We start from the raw sequence: 15,158 nt of genomic DNA on the forward strand, positions 1-15,158 counted from the left end.
CCCGTGCGCTACCCTCCGCACCGGACCATCACAAGGAGCCGTGCAGGCATGGGGGCGACCGCCAGGGCGCTGTGGTACATCGAAAGCCATTACGCCACCCCGCTGGCGCTGGCCGACATCGCGCACGCGGTGGGACTCTCGCCGTTCCACCTGTCGCGGCTGTTCCAGGCCGGCACCGGCACATCCATCGTGCGCTACCTGCGCGGACGCCGGCTGAGCGAGGCGGCGCGACAGCTCGCCCAAGGCGCCGGCGACATCCTCGCCGTCGCGCTGGCGGCCGGCTACGCCTCGCACGGCAGCTTCACCCGCGCCTTTGCCGAGCAGTTCGGGCAGACCCCGGAGCGGGTCCGTGCGTGTGGGCTGGACGGCATCGCGCTGGTGGACGCCATCAAGCTCGACGACACCGCTCTGCCCTGCGCGGTGCCGCCCCGGGTGATGCGGGCCGGTCCCCTGCGGGTCGCAGGCATCAACGCGCGCTACAGCACAGCGACCGTGGCCGGCATTCCGGCGCAGTGGCAGCGCCTGGCGCTGGCGCACCCTGTGCCGTCGGCGGTGAGCTTCGGCATCTGCCACAACGGCGACGCAGACGGCCACTTCGACTATCTGGCGGGCATCCCGTGCCAGCCCGGCCACCCGACGCCGCAGGGCTGGCACACGCTGGACATCGCCCCGCGCGACTATCTGGTCGCCTGGCACGCCGGGCACATCTCGACCATCCGCGCCACGTGGCGCTGGCTGCTGGACGTGCACCTGCCGGCCTCCGGCCTGCAGCTGGCCGACGCGCCTGACCTGGAACGCTACGATGCCCGCTTCAACGACCACACCGGCCACGGCGGCGTGGAAATCTGGCTGCCCCTGGACACGCTGAAGGAACGCCCCCCATGCGCATGATGCCCCTGCTCCTGTCACTGGCCCTGTGGTCGACGCCCGCGCTGGCCGAGGGTCCCGTCACGGCAGTCGGCGAGCGCCACGGCCAGGCCTTGCGCCCCGGCGCCGGCGTGCGCGACGCCGAGCAGCGCGAGCACGTGCGCTACACCGTGTGGTACCCGGCACAGGCCGGCAGCCACGAACGCGCCCTTCAGATCGGCCCTCCGCAGGCACCGCTGTTCGAGGTGGGCCGCGCCGCCGACGATGCCGTGCCGGCGGCGGGGACGTGGCCGGTGCTGCTGCTGTCGCACGGCAACGGTGGCAGCGCGCGGATGATGGGCTGGTTCGGCACCGCGATGGCACGTGCCGGCTTCCTGGTGATCGCCGTGGACCATCCCGGCAACAATGGCGTGGACGCCATGACCGTGGCCGGCAGCACGCTGACCTGGGAGCGCGCGGGCGACCTCAAGGCCGCGCTGGCCGCCGTGCACGCCGATCCGGCGCTGTCGGCACACCTGGACATGGCGCGCCTGGGCGTGGCCGGCTACTCCGCGGGCGGGTTCACCGCGCTGCTTGCCGCCGGCGCGCGCATGGATCTGCAACGCCTGCTCGACTTCTGCCGTGCCCAGCCGCAGGACGGCGTCTGCCAGCCGCAGGCCGAGTTCCCCACGCTCACTCTGCAGGCGCGCCTGGACGCCGCCGCCACCCCGGCCCTGCAGCCATACGTGCGCCAGGCCGGCGACGATCACGCCATCCCCGGCGTGCGCGCGGTGTTCCTGATGGCCCCCGCCATCGTGCAGGCATTTGCACCGGCCGAGCTGGAGCAGGTGGTGCAGCCGGTGGGCATCGTGGCCGGCGAGCGCGATACCGTTGCCGCGCCGCCCACCAATGCTGATGTCGCCGCCGCGTCGATCCCGCACGCGACGCGGCTGACGCTGCCCGGCGTGGGCCATTACGACTTCCTGTCCGACTGCACCCCGCTGGGCCGGCAGCGCCTCGGGCCGCTGTGCGAAGTGGCCGTGCCCAGGACGCAGACCCATGCGACCACCATCGACGCGGCCACGCGCTTCTTCCGCGACACACTGTGACCGGAGCTTTGCCGCGCCTCACCTGACCCTGCGATGCACCGCGCGCGCGGTCAGATCACCCGCAGCGTGATCGCCTTGAGCACGGCGCGGGTGCGGTCGCGCGTGCCCAGCTTGTCCAGAATGGTGGAGACGTAATTTTTCACCGTGCCCTCGGCCAGGAACAGGCTGCGCGCGATTTCCTTGTTCGAGTAGCCACCGGCCAGCAGGCGCAGAATCGCCACTTCCCTCTCGCCGAAGGTGTCGCTGGGCGGCGCCTCATCGTGGAAGCGGTAGCGTGCGCGCACAGGATCGGTGCTGACCGGCAGCAGCAGGGTGTCGCCCCGCGCTACCCGCGTGATCGCCTCGTACAGATCGTCGGGCGCGGCATCCTTGAGCATGAATCCCTGCGCGCCGGCCTCGCTGGCGCGCAGCAGCAGGTCGCTCTCATCGAAGGTGGTCAGCAGCAGCCACGGCGTACGGTCGCCACGTGCGCGCAGGTGCTGCAGCGCCTGGATGCCGTCCATGCCGGGCATGCGGATATCGCTGAGCACCACGTCCACCGGCTGGGTCTGCAGTCCGTCCAGCAACGCCTGGCCGTCCGCGGCTTCGAGCACCACCTGCACCCCCAGGCCCTGCAGCAGCGCACGCAGCCCGGCGCGGACCAGCGCCTGGTCGTCAGCCAAGGCCACACGCACCGCGATCGCGGCGCTCATGCCGGCAACCGCGCGGTGAGGTGCATGCCGCCGGCATCTGTCCGGGCCAGCTCCAGCTGCCCCTGCAGGTCCGCCAGACGCTCACGCATGCCGGTGATGCCATTGCCCTCGCGGATGCGCTCGGGGCGCTGGCCGTCGTCGCGGATGTCGATACGCACGCAGTGGTCTTCCTTGTTGATGTCCAGCCAGACGGTCGACGCATCGCCGTGACGGGCCGCATTGGTGAGCGCTTCCTGGGCCAACCGCACCACGGCGTCGGCCACCAGCGGGTTGGTGATGCGCACCTGCTCGGCGATGCGCAGGCGCAGGCCTGGGCGCGGGAACGGTGCCGCCAGCGCCTGCAACGCCGTGGCCAGATCCAGGCCACGATCATCGCGCATGGACTGCACCACCTGACGGATGTCGCCGAGCAGCTCGCCGGACAGGCGTTCGGCCAGCAGCAGCGGTTCGCGATGGGCCAGCAGCGGCTCGGTGGCCAGCGCGCGCAGGTTCAGCCGCATCGCCGTGAGCTTGTGTCCGGCGACATCGTGCAGCTCGCGTGCCAGCCGAAGCCGCTCGGCATCGCGGGCGCCATCGGCCAGCAGCGCACGCGTGGCGAGCAGGTCTGCGTTGACCCGGGCCAGCGCATCACGCGCCTGCCCGGCGCTGCGCGCGTAGTGCGCGGTCAGTGCGGCGAACGCCTGGAAACCGGCGTAGATCGTCACAATCAGCAGCGGGTGGCTGAAACCACTGTGGCGCAGCACCGCATACAGGCTGATGTTGAGCAGCAGCGTGGCGGCGAGCACCGGGCGCGGCGGCCAATGCTCGGCCAGGTGCGCCACCAGGACCACCAGCAGCACCGGCACGGTCCCCACGCGCGGCTCCAACCAGGCCAGCCAGAGTGCCAGCAGCGCCTGCAGCACATCGCTGGCCAGGCGCAGCGGCGAGCGCGCCGGCAGGTGGTCGTAGGCCAGGAACAGCGCGATGAACGCACCCAGCACCCCCCAGCGCAGCGCGCCGTTGGCGTCGGACGGGAGGCCCAGCGACAGCCCCACCCCCAGGAGGGTGAGCAAGCCGGCCAGAGACAGCGGGCTGACGAGGGTGCGCAGGAAAGCAGGCATGCCGCATGCTGCCGCCCAGCGCCCCGAACGGCAATGGGCCGCGCGCAGAAAGTGACTTCCGGCACTGCGGATCGATGACCACTGGGCATGGGGCGGCCGCCGTCCGCCCGGCAGACTGGCTCCACACCCACCGGAGCTGCCGCCATGATCCGCACCGCCCTGTTCTGCCTTCCGTTCGCCGCCCTGCTGCTGGCTACCTCCGCCTCGGCCGGCGACCTGCAGATCGACCTGCAGGGTATCCGTACCCACACCGGCACCGTCCGCCTGGCGCTGGTGGACAGCGCCGCCGGGTGGGACGGCAAGGCCGCCCCGGTACAGGGGCAGACTCTGGTGCCCGTCGCCGACGCTGCGCACGTGGTGTTCAAGAACCTGCCCGCAGGCGACTACGCGGTGCTGGTCACCCACGACGAGAACGACAACGGCAAGCTCGACACCAACGTGGTCGGCATCCCGGTGGAAGGCTATGGCTTCAGCAACAATCCCCAGGTGCAGCGCAAGCCCACCTTCGATGAGGCCCGCGTGCATGTGCCAGCCAACGGTGCATCCATCACCATCGCGCTGCGCTGATCCTTGACCCCGCCCTCGCCCGCCTACTGAACCTGAGGCCCCCGCATGGACCGCCGCCGCTTCCTCCGCTCGCTGCTCTCGGCCACCACCACTGCCGTGATCGGCGCCAGTGCACTGCGCAGCCTGCCCGCCTTCGCCGGCGATGCCGCGCAGTTCGCCGCCGCCCGCGACCAGCACCCGTGGCTGACCGGCTGGCGCAGTGTCACTACCGAAACGCTGGGTCCGGCCACGGTGCCGTTGCAGGGCCGCCTGCCGCAGGGGCTGGCCGGCACGCTGTACCGCAACGGCCCGGCCTGGACCGAGCGCGACGGCTTCCGCTACGACCACTGGTTCGACGGCGATGGCATGGTTCACGGCTGGCGGTTCAACGGCGACGGCACACTGACCCACCGTGCGCGCATGGTGGCCACACCCAAGTTCACCCGCGAGCAGAAGGCCGGGCGCTTCCTGTATCCGGCCGCCGGCACCGTGGTGCCGGACGTGCAGCCGGTACGCAACAACGACGATGCCAACGCCGCCAACACCTCGGTGATCCGCATCAACGGCCGTCTGTTCGCGCTGTGCGAGGCCGGCTCGGCGTTCGAGCTGGACCCGGATGATCTCACCACACTCGGCCCGACCACCTGGCGCGCCGATCTGGCCACCGTGCCGTTCTCGGCACACCCGCTGGTGGACCGCGACGGCACCGTGTGGAATTTCGGCTCGCTGTCGCTGCTGGGCGGTACCGGCCTGCTGATCTGGATGATCGGCGCGGACGGCCAGCTGCGCTCGGCCAGTGTGGTCGACACGCCGTTCATGGGCTACCTGCACGCCTTCGCCATGACCGACACGCATCTGGTGTTCATGCTGATGCCGTTCGACTACAAGGAAGACGGCGGCGCATTCTTCGAGCGCCTCCGCTTCGCCCCGGACCGCGCGTGCCGCATCGCGGTAGTGCCCAAGGCCGCTCCGGACACCGCGCAGTGGTTCGAGGCAGCGTTCACGGCCGCCTATCACTTCGGCGATGCCTTCCAGCGCAACGACCGCATCGTGATGCGTACCGTGCGCCACGACAACATCGACGAAGCGCGTTCGCCCATGCGTGAGGCAATGGCCGGCGATGCCGCGCACGCCGTCAACTCCAACGCATCGCTGCGCGAGCTGCACCTGGACCTGCGCACCGGCAAAGCGCATTGGGAAGACACCGGCATCCAGGGCATCGAGTTCCCGCTGTTCGACACCCGCAGTGCCGGCAACCGCGGCGCACGGCTGTACGCCCCGGCCATGCAGGGCGAGACGACTGCGCCGTACTTCAATGCGGTGGCCGGCTACGACGTGGCGCGGGGGCGCCGCGAGATACACCGCTATGGCCGCGATATCCTCGCCGAAGAACACGTGTTCGTGCCGCGCCCGGGCAGCCGCAACGCCGACGACGGCTGGCTGGTCGGCACGCTGCTCGACGCGGCCAACCAGCGCAGCGGCATCGCCGTGCTGGACGCCCAACGCATCGACGAGGGCCCGGTGGCGCAGGCGTGGCTGCCGTACGCAGTGCCGCTGGGCTTCCACGGCACGTTCGCCGCGCGGGGGTGAGCGCGTCGCTCAGCCGCCCGACGCCACCACCCACCGTGTGCCCTGGCGATCAAAGCGGATCACGCGCATGCCACCGCTGCGGTCGCAGTAGCGATCCAGCACCATCGCCAGCGCCGGGCCGTCTGGCGCCTGGACGACGCCGCGGCTGATGCGGATCAGGTGCCCCATGCGCGCAGAGGGCAGCGCGCACGCGTCGGCGAATGCACTGCCGGCCGTCGCGTCCAGGCGGGTGACGCCCGGGACATGCGGATCGCGGTTGTACGTGCGCTGTCGCGTCTGGCGATCGAGTGCCTGCTGCAGCGCCAGTGGCAGGCGAGGGTCGGCAGCATCCACCAGTGCGCCCTCCCGCTCCACGGCCAGATACTCCTGCGCATCGCACGGCCCGCCAGCGTCGATGGCGCAGAATGCGGCTGACAGAGTGTCGAAGTAGATCACCTCATCGACCGGGCGTCCGGCAATCGCCTGCGGCGTGCGACGCAGGACGTGCGCCAGATAAGTGCGGACCAGGTCGGCCTGCATCGCATCGTCAACCCCCCGCACCGACTGCCCCGCATCGTGATCGGGGATGCGCCCGGCAAGCAGCGGCCATGCCATTGCCACCGCACACGCCAGTGCCAGCGCGCAGACAGCCACGAGTACCCGTGCTGGCGCCACGCCTGCCAACCGCGCGCTATCGGCCGAGGGCTTCGGACGCGGGATCATAGCCACCGCCGCACCCGCCGGCAGTAGGACGCATAGTCCGGGAAGCGCTGCGCCAGCGCACGCTCCTCCGGCTGGATCTGGAAACGGGTCACGAACAGCACAAAGGCCGGCAGGGCGATCATGGCGAGCGCATTGCCGAGATGGAGCGTCCACCCGGCCAGGATCAATGCATGCCCCAGATACATCGGGTTGCGTGTGTAGCGGTAGATGCCCGAGGTCACCAGCTGCGTGGATGCGGCAGGACGCAGCGGGTTGACCGTGGTGCCAGCGCGCCGGAACGCGCGCTTGGGCAGCAGGTTCAGGACAAGGCCGAGCATGGCAACCCCGATGGCAAGCGCGGTCTGCAGCGGAACATCGACGGCGAATGCCGGCGCGCAGCGCGCCACACCCAACGCGGCCAGCCCGAGCAGCAGCATCACGATGGGCGGCGGGATACGGGTCTCAAGCCAGTGCATACCGCGCCCTATCGTCCGCACATCGGCTGTCCCTGTCCATTCGGTTGGCGCCCATCATGCGCATCGCACGGTGCCGGCGCCACTGTCCGGCCGTCGTCACGGCCGAACGGCACCACGGCACCGAACCCATCGGGTCCGGTGCCGTGGCAAGCCTCACGGTGTTGCGCCCGGCTTACCGGCGGCGCGGATCGACCATGTCGGCCGCGCTCCGGGCGAACGTCAGCGGCGTGGCGTCCACCACCGCATCGCCCACGGGGCGGCCCGCCAGGAAGTCGACGATGCTGCGGGCGATGGCCGGGTTGCCCACCCACATCTCATTGTCGTGCGCGGCGTTGCGCACCAGCAGCGAGCGGTGGTTGGACAGCCCGGGGCGCAGGGCCTCGGCATTGGCCAGCGGGGTGCGCCCGTCGAGCGTGCCGCTGATCAGCAGGACCGGCACGTCACTGCGCAGCGGTGCGCGGAACCCCTCGCCCAGATCGACCAGGCCCAGCCCATCGCCCAGCGACGGGAACGGAACGTTCATGGCATCGCCGAACAGACTCTGGCGCGCCTGTGCCTCGGCCAGTGCGCGGCGCTGCGGACTCTGCCCGGACGCCACGTCCATCGCCAGCGACATCGCGTTGGACGCGCCGTACTGGCTGCGCAGCAGCAGCACCAGGTCGGCCAGCGGATCGTAGTTGCCCTGCTCGGCCTCGCGCAGCACCATCGGCAACCATTGCTGGGTCATGCGCTGGCCCAGCGACAGAGCGATGGCCAGCTGGCCATCGAACGCGCCGATCATGACGGTGCGTCCGCCCTGCATGCGGCTGGTACCCTGGCGCGGCTGTTCGCGCAGCGCCGCCAGCACGCGCACCGCCGATCCCTGCAGATCCTCGACGCCGGCCGGCCTGGCCACCGTTGCCAGCTCACCGAGCAGTGCGTCGGCCGCCAGCGGCAGCTTCAACGTATCGTCCGGCCCTTCGACGCCCATCAGCACCACGCGCTCCAGTCCGTCGCCGTGCAGGCGCATCGTGGCCAACGCCAGATGGGTGCCATAGCTCATCCCCCACAGGCTGATCCGGGGTACGCCGAGTGCCTGGCGAAGCGCGTCCAGGTCGCCCGCGCTCTCCACGGTGGTGTACGCGGCCAGATCCACGCCGGCCTCGCGCCAGTACGCAACACAACGGGCGGTGGTGGCATGCAGCGTGGCCAGCATGGCCTCGCGCTGCAACGGCCTGGCATCGTCGAAGCGGTCCTGGTACGGGCACTCCGGCGGCGGCTCTGACGCCCCCGCGCCGCGCTGGTCGAGCAGCAGTACGTCGGCTTCGCGCCGCATCTGGTCGAACACCGGCCAGCGCGGCCCACGCGCGGTGCCGATCCCCGAGCCGCCGGGACCGCCGGCCAGGTACACCACCGGTGCGGCGCTGCCGTCGCCGCCGGTCGCGCGCAGCCGCACCACGCGCAGCCGCATGCGCGGTCCCTGCGGCTGATCGTGATGACGCGGCACCTCCAGGTAGGTGGCTTCGGCGGCGATGGTGCCATGCCCCTGGGTGACCAGTTCGTAGGGCTCGAACACCAGCGACGTCGGCGCATCTGCGGCCATTGCGGGCAGTGCGGCAGCGAGGGCCAGGCACAGCGCCGCCAGGCGGGCGGCCGGTGCCGCGGTGGCCGCGAACGGGGCACGGCGACGCAGGCAGGACAGGAACATCGGAACAGTACGCATGGCGGACTCCGGGATGGGTGGATGGGTTCGACGCCAGCATCGCGTCCCGGGTGCCGGTCCGGGCGGCACCGTCGGTCGAACGTCTCCAAACGGGGGCCCAGTGTCTCCACGCACCCGATACGATGGACGCATGCACATCGCCCGCACCCTGACCGCCTTCGTCGTCCTGCTCGCTGCCGTCGCCGCATGGTTGTCGGCCGCGGGCCCGCCGCCGCAGACCGTGTTCCTGCCGCCCGCCGCGATGGCACCGGCGACGGTGGTCGCGTCGGGACACATGCCGGCATCACCGCCGGATGGTCTGGACTGGCGCCCGCTCGATCAACGCGTACTGGCCGGCTGGCGCGGTCCGTACTGGCTGCGCTGGGACGTGCCGGCCACTGCGGCGGACGCCCCCGACCGGGCGCTGCGCCTGTCCCTGCGCGCCGCCAGCCAGCCGTACTGGAACGGACGGCCCCTGGCCGCCAATGGCGTGGTCGGGCGCACCGCCGCAGAAGAGCGGCCCGGCCGCGTCGACGTTCTGCGCGTGCTGCCGCCCGCCTCGGGCACCGGAGGCGACACGCTGGTGGTGCTCGCCTCCAGCCAGCGTCCCGGGTGGCGGCTGCACAGCGCCGATGCCTTCATTGCCGTGGGACCGGTCGCGTCGCTGTACGGCCATCCTGTTGCCCCGTGGCTGATCGCAGCACTGGCCACCGGCGCGCTCGCTGCGTCGTGCCTGTATTTTCTGGCGGCGCAGCGCGGACGGCCGCGCGTTCCCGGCGCCCGCCTGCTGCTCGCGCTTGGCTTGGTGGGACTGGCCTTGCCGGTGATCGAAGCCTGGCGCCCCCTGTTCGGTTACCCCTACCCGTGGCACGCGCCGCGTCTGCTGGCGCTGCAGGCGCTGCACCTGGCCGGCGCGGTCCTGCTGCCCGCCTACCTCGCACGGCGCTTCGCTGTGGCGGTACCGGTCGGCGTACGCCTCGCCTACCTGGCCACACTGGTGGCCGTGATCGCATTCGTGCCCGGCTTCGATGGCCGTGGAGCGGCGCTGTTGCTGCTGAGCCTGCTCAGCGCGACCGCCCTGCTGCTGCGCGCCCGTGGCGAGCCCGACGAACGCGGGCCGATCCTGACCCTGGTGCTGGCCGGCGCGCTGGCCATTCCGCTGCTGGGCGGCGCCTTCCTCGACGGGCCCTACTTCCTGTTCCTGGCGGTGCTGATGGGCTTCCTGCTGCTGCGCCATGCCGCCCAGCTGCGGACGCTGGACCAGCACAACGCACAGCTGCGCGAAGAGCGCGCGCGTCTGTCGCTGCAGCTGCTGCAGCGGGGCATCCAGCCGCACTGGCTGATGAACACCCTGACCTGCCTGCAGGAGTTGATCGAGCAGGCGCCGATGCGCGCCAGCCGGCTGGTCGAGTCGCTGGCCGAACAGTTCGATCGCCTGCGCGAGAGCAGCACCCGACAGACCGTGCCGCTGGAGGAGGAACTGGCGCTGTGCCGCAACCACCTGGACATCGTGGGGCAGGCGATGGACCGCCACATCCGCTTCGAGGTGGATGCCGGTCCGGGCACGCCGTGGCTCCCGCCCGGCGTACTGCATGCGCAGGTCGAGAACGCGCTGACCCATGCCGGTGCGGTTGCATGCGCGCAGCATCCGTTCCGCCTGCGCGTGCAGCGCGATGGCCAGCGCTGGACGCTGGATCTGCGCAGCGCGCGCGGTTCGGCCCCGCATCGCGGCCACGGCACCGGCACGCGCTACATCGAAGCCAGCCTCGCGGCCGCCTGCCCGGGCGGATGGCGCTTCGTGCAGGGTGCCGAGGGTGACGAGTGGTACGGCCGGATGGAGCTGACATGCGCATCCTGATCGTCGAGGACGAACTGCTGGTGCGCCAGCGCCTGCTGCGCCTGTGCACCGAGCTGGCCGGCGCACGGGCGCGGTTCGACGCGGTGGCCGATCTGGACGCGGCCGGCGACCGCCTCGCGCGCAGCGTCTACGACGGCCTGCTCCTGGACCTCAACCTCGGCGGCGAGGACGGCTTCGACCTGCTGCGCCGCGCGGTCGCCGGGCGATACCACTGCGTGGTGGTGTCGGCCCACCGCGACCGTGCGCTGCAGGCGTTCGAGCACGGTGTACTGGATTTCGTGCCCAAGCCGTTTTCACGCGAGCGCCTGGGCCAGTCGCTGGAACGCCTGCTGGACGTTGGCCGCTACCGCGCTGGCGGCGCCCGCTATCTCGGCATCTGGCGCGCACAGGGCACCGCACTGGTCGAGCTGGCCGAGGTGCAGTGGATCCGTGCCGATGGCGATTACAGCGAACTGCGCCTGGCCAACGGCCGCAGCGAACTGCACGACAAATCCCTGGCCAGCCTGACCGCCGTGCTGCCGCCGGATTTCGTGCGCTGCCACCGCTCCTATCTGGTCAATCTGCGTCACGTGCGCACGCTGCATGCCGGCTCGGGCAGCCGTTACTGGCTGGTGCTCAACGATGGTGCGGAACTCCCGGTAGGGCGCGCGCACGTGGCCACCCTGCGCGGAGAACTCGCGCTGGCGTGAGCGCCATCGCTCGTGCCCGCCCGGTCAACGCCGCGCGGGCGTTGTCCGGCCCAGGCCGATGCGCACCCCCAGCCAGGCGCCGGCCAGCGCGCTGAAGATCGAACAGGCCACCGGGGCAGCATTCCAGCGCACCAGCTCGCCCAGGGTCACTTCGGGCGACACGCGATGCAGGAAACCGAACGCTCCCCCCCAGTAGACGGCGTGGAGCGCCACCGCCACGCCCACGAACGCGTATCGGCGTGCGACTGCACCGCCGCACAGGTACAACGCGAACCCCAGCAGCCCCGCCCACAGATCGGCCATCTGCAGCGGCCCTCCGGTTCTGGCCTGCACGGAGATCCCAAAAAACTGCGCTGCCAGCAGCGTGGGCAACAGCACGATGCAGATCGCAATCATCAGTCGCATGTCATTCTCCGTCGCGTCCTTGCGTACCGCAGGGCAGTGCGGCCCCGGGCGTCAGCTGCCACCCCACCGCCTGCCGCTCCAGTCGCCAGCCTTCGTTGAGGGTGAGCGTCCAGCCCGGCCCCTTCCATGCGGTGCCACAGCCTTCCACCACGCCGCCCTGCACCCTGGCCAGCGACCACTCTTTCAACAGCAGTGCGCCGGCAGGCGCAGTCAGTTCACCCCACGCATCGCGCACGGTGATCGGCAGGTAGACCGTGCCGATGTCGTCCAGCGGGAACAGCGTGCGCGGATCGAACGACACCGACGGTGCACGCAGCGGCAGACGGACCGCATCGTCGGCCAGGAAGCGTGCGCGGTAGTCGGCGCTGCGCTGCTCACGCTGCAGCGCACGTACCCGCTCTTCTGCGCGCACGTCAGCCAATCCATACGTGCGCCCGGCCTGCTCGACACCCGACGGCGGCGCGCCGATCCGCCCGGCGAGCAACGTGGGCAGATCCGCATCGGCCGACAGCCCGCCGCGCCACTGTGGCGACCAGCGGTCCAGCAGCAGCCCGTACGCCGGCCCCGTTGCATACGCGGCGGAGCGGACGAAGCTCGCGGTTGTATCGGCCTTGCGCAATGCCGCCACCACGTCAGGAGCGGCATCGCCCTTGCCTGCCGCCGCAGCCAGCACGCGACCGGTGTACTCGGCCAGGCCCTCGTTGCGTTCCACGCGCGCCTCTTCAGCCCGCGCATCGCCGCCGGGCGCGGCCGCGCCCGAACGCTGGTCCCGGAATGCCACGGCAGCGGCCGCATGGCGCCGCGCATCCGCGTCGTCGGTCGTAGCGAGCGCCTGTGCCAGCGCGCGCAGTTCCAGACGCAGCCAGGTGCGGCCAGCCTCACTGTCCAGATGCGCCGTATCACCTTCGGACGACGGCAGCCCCAGCGCGGCCTGCACGCAATGCCACTGCTCGTGCCAGTAGAGCGTCGCCAGGCCGTCGCCGTCCGCCGGCAGCGGCAGAAGCAGCAGCACGGTCGGTGTGCCCTCGATCTCGATGCAGGTATTGGCCGGGGGTTGATCCCGGCGCAGCGCGATGGGCACGAGCGCGCCTGTCGCCGGGTCGCGACGCCAGCTCGTGGCCGAGATCCGGTCATGCACGATCACCGGCGCATCCAGCGGCACGCCCCACAGCCGCCGGGCGGCGCGCGCCGCTGCCGGTGCATCCGCGATCGCCGCGATACGTTGCACGGCCACCTCGATCCCGCTGGGTGGAACCTGTGCGCGGGCCGGGAACGCAGGCACGCCCAGCCCGGCAAGGACGGCGGCAGCGCATACCATGCCCGCATACCGATGACGCGCGCCCTTTCCTGACCGGCCTACGCTCGACATCCTTGCCATGATCCGCGCGCATCTCCCTGAAAACGTGATGGATGGTGCTGCGGCTCAGGGTAGTTCAGCGCGCGCGGGGGTGCCACACCGGCACAACGCGGCGCTAGCGCCCGCGTCGCACCGTGGCGACGATCAGATGCTCCAGCTCTGCTTCGGCGGCCGGCTGCGCCACCCGCCCGGCCACAACCGCGTCGGACAGCGACTCGGCGGCGCCCAGGATGGCCCAGAAACCGGCTTCCGGCACGCTCCCCTCGGGCGCGAAGCCGCCGAGCCACCCCGCGCACTTGGCAATGAAGTCCTGCTGGTAGCGCCGCTTCACCTGCAGCAGTTCCGGCGAGCCGGCCAGCGCGGCGAGAATGCCCTGGATTTCGCTGCCCTGTGACAGCACGCAATCGATGTAGCCACCCGCAATGGCATGCGCGCGGTCCTTCAACTGCACCTTCGCCGCGCCGATGCGCTCGTCGAAAACGGCGGTCTGGCGCACGTCGTAGTCCTGGTAGAGCGCGGCCAGCAGACCGTTGCGCGTCACGAAGTGGTCGTACGCCACCGGCTTGGTGACGCCCGCCGCCTCGGCCAACCGCCCCAGCGAGAGCGCATCGGTGCCTTCGGCGCCAACCAGTGCCCACGCCACGTCGAGCAGCTGGCGGGCGCGTTGTTCACGCGGCAGGCGGCGGCGGCGGGGCTCAGGGCGTGCAGGCATCGCGGTGGGGGTTCAGGCGGCGGCGGACACCCCAATGGTACGTCCGATGTCGGCCGCAGTACGCAGGTGCGCCTCGGCGGCGCCGCTGTCGGACTCGAGCAGCAGCGTGGACGACAGCACCTGCGCGCCGCAGTAGTCGAAGATGCCCATGTCGATCTGCGTCTTCATGGCCGCCCCGTAACCGCGTCGCTCGATCATCTCCGCACCGGCACCGCCCAGCCCCACCAGATGCACCTGCAGACGCTGCAGCTTCTTGGTCACCTTGCCATCGGGGGTGTCGGCGTAAGCCCAGCCCTGGGTGAACACACGGTCGACCCAGCCCTTCAGCAGCGCCGGGAACGACCACCAGTACAGCGGATAGACCAGCACCAGCACGTCGGCGCGATCAAGGCGCGCATGTTCGGCGGCCACATCGGCCGGCGCGGCCGCCGTCTGATGGAAGAGCGCGTTGTCGGCCGGATTGAAGCGGGGGTCGAAACCCTCCGCGGCAAGATCGGCGATTTCCACGGTATGGCCGGTGCCGGCTGCAAGAACGGCATCGCCGATGCGGCTGGCCACGGCATGGGTGAGTGAATGAGGGTTGGGGTGGGCGACGACGATAAGGCTGTGCATGGGAGTAATCCTTGGATGACGTTACCTACCAAACGTAACATCGGACCTGCACGGGACCAGTGCTGTCAGCGGAACGCTGTTTCCGTCGCGCGGCTTCATCCCCGCCACACATGCTCCCCATCGTGGCCTCATGCGCCGGGTGCAGTCTGGGCGCCTGCACCTCGGAGGGGTTTCTGTGTCTTCCATCGCGGGCCACGCGGCCGCCGGCATCACCGCCTATCTGTGCTGCAACCGCTGGGCGTGCGCGCCGTCGCGCTGGGCAGTGGTCCCGTTCGCTTTTCTGGCCGTCTGCCCCGATCTGGACTACCTGGCGGTGTGGCTCCTCGGCTACGCCGCCTCGCCACGGATCACGCACAGCCTGCTCTTCGCGCTGGTGGCCAGCCTGCTGGTGCACCGGCTCACGCGCCGGCCGCCATCCGCCCGCCTGCCCATCGCCTGGCTGCTGGCCGCCAGTCTGTCCCATCCGCTCATGGACCTGCTGGTCGGGGCGCACCCGGTGCCCCTGCTCTGGCCCATTGGCGCGCAGGTCGCCGTACCGGTTGGCGTGCTCCCCAGCGCCGGCGCACTGTCCGCGGGCAACTACTACCTGTGGCGCAACCTGATCATTGAACTGGGCGTGCTGCTGCCGCCATTCGCACTGGCGGTGGCGGCAAGCCGGCATGCCACGCCACGCCGGGTGCTGGCCTGGGCAGTCGGCATCGCCCCGGTCTGGGCGGCGTTCCTGATCGGCTCGCTGGCGCTGGCCCGTTGAGCCGGCCGTTGCCGTTTACCGCCTGCGGCCTGTCACGCGTTTCAAAAGGTTCA

Annotated in this window: 16 protein-coding genes; 7 read left to right on the forward strand and 9 right to left on the reverse strand. The window is 71.0% G+C overall.

What is annotated here, in order from left to right; translation table 11 throughout:
• Positions 1-48: 48 nt before the first annotated feature.
• The gene (locus OC534_RS01560) at positions 49-891 is read left to right on the forward strand and encodes an AraC family transcriptional regulator (RefSeq protein WP_153164847.1); all 843 of its coding nucleotides are present in this window, start codon (positions 49-51) and stop codon (positions 889-891) included.
• Positions 882-1,955 (forward strand): hypothetical protein, encoded by a 1,074-nt coding sequence (locus tag OC534_RS01565; protein WP_153164848.1) that lies wholly within the window; start codon positions 882-884, stop codon positions 1,953-1,955. Before OC534_RS01560 ends, OC534_RS01565 begins: the two co-directional genes overlap by 10 nt.
• Before the next feature lie 50 nt (positions 1,956-2,005).
• Here the strand turns inward: OC534_RS01565 and OC534_RS01570 are convergent, their stop codons facing one another.
• Both OC534_RS01570 and OC534_RS01575 read right to left on the reverse strand, forming a co-directional pair.
• Positions 2,006-2,647, reverse strand: a complete 642-nt coding sequence (locus OC534_RS01570; protein ID WP_136004530.1) for a response regulator transcription factor — start codon at positions 2,645-2,647, stop codon at positions 2,006-2,008.
• A complete protein-coding gene (locus OC534_RS01575; protein ID WP_136004531.1) occupies positions 2,644-3,747 on the reverse strand; it encodes a histidine kinase in 1,104 nt (367 codons plus the stop codon). The genes OC534_RS01570 and OC534_RS01575 overlap by 4 nt, the downstream gene beginning before the upstream one ends.
• Positions 3,748-3,891: 144 nt before the next feature.
• Between OC534_RS01575 and OC534_RS01580 the strand changes: the two genes are divergently transcribed.
• Together OC534_RS01580 and OC534_RS01585 are read left to right on the forward strand one after the other, a co-directional pair.
• Positions 3,892-4,314: a DUF2141 domain-containing protein gene (locus tag OC534_RS01580; RefSeq protein ID WP_166473499.1), complete on the forward strand. Its 423-nt coding sequence runs from the start codon at positions 3,892-3,894 to the stop codon at positions 4,312-4,314.
• A 45-nt stretch (positions 4,315-4,359) separates the two neighbouring features.
• Positions 4,360-5,883: a carotenoid oxygenase family protein gene (locus OC534_RS01585; RefSeq protein ID WP_262071256.1), complete on the forward strand. Its 1,524-nt coding sequence runs from the start codon at positions 4,360-4,362 to the stop codon at positions 5,881-5,883.
• Positions 5,884-5,892: 9 nt separating this feature from the next.
• Here the strand turns inward: OC534_RS01585 and OC534_RS01590 are convergent, their stop codons facing one another.
• The 3 genes from OC534_RS01590 to OC534_RS01600 all read right to left on the reverse strand — a co-directional run bounded on the left by OC534_RS01590 (position 5,893) and on the right by OC534_RS01600 (position 8,742).
• Complete coding sequence (locus tag OC534_RS01590) at positions 5,893-6,585, reverse strand: hypothetical protein (RefSeq protein ID WP_262071257.1); 693 nt, start codon at positions 6,583-6,585, stop codon at positions 5,893-5,895.
• Complete coding sequence (locus OC534_RS01595) at positions 6,582-7,040, reverse strand: isoprenylcysteine carboxylmethyltransferase family protein (RefSeq protein WP_262071258.1); 459 nt, start codon at positions 7,038-7,040, stop codon at positions 6,582-6,584. The genes OC534_RS01590 and OC534_RS01595 overlap by 4 nt, the downstream gene beginning before the upstream one ends.
• Before the next feature lie 172 nt (positions 7,041-7,212).
• Entirely contained in the window at positions 7,213-8,742 is a 1,530-nt protein-coding gene (locus tag OC534_RS01600) for an alpha/beta hydrolase (RefSeq protein ID WP_262071259.1), read from the reverse strand.
• Positions 8,743-8,872: 130 nt separating this feature from the next.
• On the opposite strand from OC534_RS01600, the gene OC534_RS01605 reads away from it, so the two are divergent.
• Both OC534_RS01605 and OC534_RS01610 read left to right on the forward strand, forming a co-directional pair.
• A complete protein-coding gene (locus OC534_RS01605; protein ID WP_136004537.1) occupies positions 8,873-10,579 on the forward strand; it encodes a histidine kinase in 1,707 nt (568 codons plus the stop codon).
• Positions 10,567-11,268 (forward strand): LytTR family DNA-binding domain-containing protein, encoded by a 702-nt coding sequence (locus OC534_RS01610; protein WP_136004538.1) that lies wholly within the window; start codon positions 10,567-10,569, stop codon positions 11,266-11,268. The genes OC534_RS01605 and OC534_RS01610 overlap by 13 nt, the downstream gene beginning before the upstream one ends.
• A gap of 24 nt (positions 11,269-11,292) precedes the next feature.
• On the opposite strand, the gene OC534_RS01615 is transcribed toward OC534_RS01610, so the two are convergent.
• From OC534_RS01615 to OC534_RS01630, 4 genes are all read right to left on the reverse strand, one after another.
• Positions 11,293-11,673, reverse strand: coding sequence for a hypothetical protein (locus tag OC534_RS01615; protein WP_262071260.1), 381 nt, complete (start codon positions 11,671-11,673; stop codon positions 11,293-11,295).
• A 1-nt stretch (position 11,674) separates the two neighbouring features.
• Positions 11,675-12,991 (reverse strand): hypothetical protein, encoded by a 1,317-nt coding sequence (locus tag OC534_RS01620; RefSeq protein ID WP_262071261.1) that lies wholly within the window; start codon positions 12,989-12,991, stop codon positions 11,675-11,677.
• A 154-nt stretch (positions 12,992-13,145) separates the two neighbouring features.
• Positions 13,146-13,742, reverse strand: a complete 597-nt coding sequence (locus OC534_RS01625) for a TetR/AcrR family transcriptional regulator (protein WP_136004541.1) — start codon at positions 13,740-13,742, stop codon at positions 13,146-13,148.
• A gap of 12 nt (positions 13,743-13,754) precedes the next feature.
• Positions 13,755-14,354: an NAD(P)H-dependent oxidoreductase gene (locus tag OC534_RS01630; RefSeq protein WP_153164858.1), complete on the reverse strand. Its 600-nt coding sequence runs from the start codon at positions 14,352-14,354 to the stop codon at positions 13,755-13,757.
• A 175-nt stretch (positions 14,355-14,529) separates the two neighbouring features.
• Here OC534_RS01630 and OC534_RS01635 point away from each other — a divergent pair, with 175 nt between their 5' ends.
• Complete coding sequence (locus OC534_RS01635) at positions 14,530-15,105, forward strand: metal-dependent hydrolase (protein ID WP_017356883.1); 576 nt, start codon at positions 14,530-14,532, stop codon at positions 15,103-15,105.
• Positions 15,106-15,158 lie beyond the last annotated feature (53 nt).

This window comes from Stenotrophomonas sp. Marseille-Q5258 (genome assembly GCF_946900935.1).
GTDB classification, from domain to species: Bacteria; Pseudomonadota; Gammaproteobacteria; order Xanthomonadales; family Xanthomonadaceae; genus Stenotrophomonas; species Stenotrophomonas nematodicola.